A 3,107-nucleotide genomic window follows, 5' to 3' on the forward strand; every position below is an offset into this window, starting at 1 on the left:
CGTCAACAATAGCTGCTCGCCGCAATCTTCTAACATCCAGCTTATACGCTCTGCTGGATAGGACGGATCAATCGCGACATACGCTCCGCCTGCCTTCAGTATACCGAGGATAGCTACAAGCAACTGTGGTGAACGATCAGCCATCAGCGCAACGATGCGTTCGGGCCCAACGCCACGCTTACGAAGTGTATGTGCTAGACTGTTCGCCCGTTCGTTCAGTTCACGATACGTCATTTGCTCCGTACCACACTGAATCGCTGCTGCGTCCGGCGTTCGCTCCGCTTGTTGTTCAATTTCTACTAGTATTGACTTCCAGTCCGAAGACGTGTAGGACTGAGGCAGCTCCTGCTTAACAGTGGAACCGTCCCATTCCGTAGTACAATCTTCCTTCTGATCATTAATAATCGTTCCATTGTTCATCGAGACACTGCTCTCGAATACATTTAACAACTCAAAGCGTTCAGCTTCATTCAATAAATTCAGCTCGTCAAGGGTTCGTTCTATACCTCTGTCCGTTGTCATCTCTCGAACAATTGCACAGTAATGATCCGCCATTCGTATGATTGTTTCTTCGTGGAATAACGCAGTCGCGTATTCCATGCTGAACATAATTTCCGCTCCGCTCTCCACTGCCTCCAGTGTCAGATCGAATTTACTAACACCTGGCTCAAACGGCTGCGACTCAAAGATCAGTCCTCCAGCTTCAAGCGCTGAACGTTCCATATTTTGCAGAATAAACATCGTGTCGAACAGTGGATTGTGACTCTGATCTTTCTCAAGGTCAAGTCGCTCCACCAGATCCTCGAAAGGATACTCTTGATGTTCCAACGCAAGCAGTACATCATCATGTAGCTCCTTAACATAACTGCCTACCGTTCGACCCAGTTGTGGTCGACTACGAATCGCCACCGTATTGATGAACATACCAATCAAGCCTTCTACATCGACATGCTCTCGCCCCGCCACTGGCGTACCAATCACAATATCTTCTTGCCCACTATACTTACCAAGCAACACCGCATACGCACTCAGGAGCACAGTATAGAGCGTCGTACCTTGCTCTCTAGCTAGACGATGTGCTCGCTTCGCAAGCTCTTCGTCTAACTTGAACGCATACCTTTGCCCCTCAAAGTTCTGCATCACTGGGCGCGGCTTGTCATTCGGCAACTCAAGCATCGGTAACTCACCTGAGAACGTCTCCAGCCAATAACGCTCATGTGACTCGTACACTTCTCCACTAAGCCGCTCCTCCTGCCAAGCGCTGTAATCCCGATATTGTACTCGCAGCTCAGGCAGCTCATCGCCGCTATATAGTGCGGTCAACTCTTTCAGAAGCACGCTCACAGATACACCATCTGTCACGATATGATGCATATCTAGCAACAGTAGGTGACAATCCTCATCCAGTTGAATAAGTCCTGCACGTAGTAGTGGGTCTCTTCCGAGATCAAATGGTCTTACAAACTGTGTCATTAGATCATCCATCAGTCCATCAGCCAATGTAGCTACAAATTTCTGCTGATAATCCGCGGAAGTAACAGATCCCAGAACCCATTTGTCGGCTGTTACTCTTTCTAAGACACATTTCTCTAGTTGGAAAGCACCATATGAATCTATCCCGTGCTCGAACTCTTCAACAGGATGAATCCGTTGTGTGAACTCCCCCTCCATATAGTGGAACGTCGTCCGCAAGCTCTCGTGTCTAGCAATTAAAGCTCCGAACGCTTCCGCAAGTCTTACGGCATCAAGCTTGCCACGAATCTGTAACGCAAACGGGACATGATACATCGTCGCTTCCCCAGATATAAGCTGAAGCATATATTGCCTTCTCTGCGCGCGCGACATCGGATAGTACTCTTGATCCTCTTGTCGCTGTATCGCATGATGCTCCTGTACACTCTCTCCATCTATAACACCCGCCAATGATTCCAACGTTGGATTCAAGAACAATACCCTCAGTGGCACATGTACTCCGAATTGCTCCTGTACACGACTGACTAATGCCGCAGCCTTAAGCGAGTGACCCCCGAGATCGAAGAAGCTGTCTGTCGCTCCAATATTGTCTGTTTGCAGTAATTCCTGCCAAAGTACAGCCAATCTACGCTCCGTCTCATTTCTTGGCGCTGTATATTGGCGCTCGCTCCGCTCAGATGCCTCCGGCTTCGGTAGCGCCTTGCGATCTACCTTACCTGTTGGTGTCAGTGGGACGGAATCCAGTGGCATTACGTAAGCTGGAATCATATACGCTGGTAATCTACCACCAAGATGTTGTCGCAATTCCGACGTTACACCTGAGAGGGACTGGCTATCATTTTCCACTCCCCAATGTTCATCCAAGACAACATACGCACAAAGCGCATACTCACCGTCCGCTTCTTTAAACGCCATAACGATTGCTTCCTTCACTTGCTCATGACTCAGCAACTGTTGCTCTACTTCGCCAATTTCAATCCGGTGTCCACGTATCTTCACCTGATGATCACGTCGACCTGCATATACAAATTCACCGTTCGCCAGTCTTCGGCCCAAATCCCCTGTTCGGTACATTCGTTCACCCGTACAGAACGGATTGGGAATAAACACGCCTTCGTTCCATTCTGGATGACTTAGATATCCGCGTCCTACACCTGAACCACCAATATACAATTCTCCAACTACACCTATTGGCTGTGGCTGCGACTTGGCATTCAATACGACCATACCTGCACCCGCAATCGGTGTACCAATCGTAATCGCTTCCCCATGGGTTACCTCACATACAGATGTCCACACCGTCGTCTCTGTTGGTCCATAAAGATTGAAGATTCGCGCCTTCGTTACTACACGCAATCGTTCTAGCAACTCCAATGTTAACGGCTCGGCTCCAATCATGACTACGCTTAGTGCTTTCCAACTCTCGGTCTGCCCTACTTGAGCCATCCACCACTTAAACCGCGATGGTGTAATTTGGAGAACATCTACCTCGTGCTTAGCCATAAGTTCTTGTAACAAATACGCATCGTTACGCTCTTCTTCATTCGCAAGCACAATCCGCATACCCAGTGTCAGTGGTAGTAGACTCTCCACAATAAAGATGTCGAACGATACCGTAGCCATCGCTAGTATGC

1 protein-coding gene is annotated in these 3,107 nt (G+C 48.6%); it reads right to left on the bottom strand.

Going from position 1 to position 3,107, the window contains the following annotated elements; genetic code table 11:
• The coding region (locus PGLA_RS20780) for a condensation domain-containing protein (RefSeq protein ID WP_145939634.1) at nt 1–3,107 on the bottom strand (3,107 nt) is incomplete at both ends.

Source organism: Paenibacillus glacialis (assembly GCF_001637205.1).
GTDB classification, from domain to species: domain Bacteria; phylum Bacillota; class Bacilli; order Paenibacillales; family Paenibacillaceae; genus Paenibacillus_AQ; species Paenibacillus_AQ glacialis.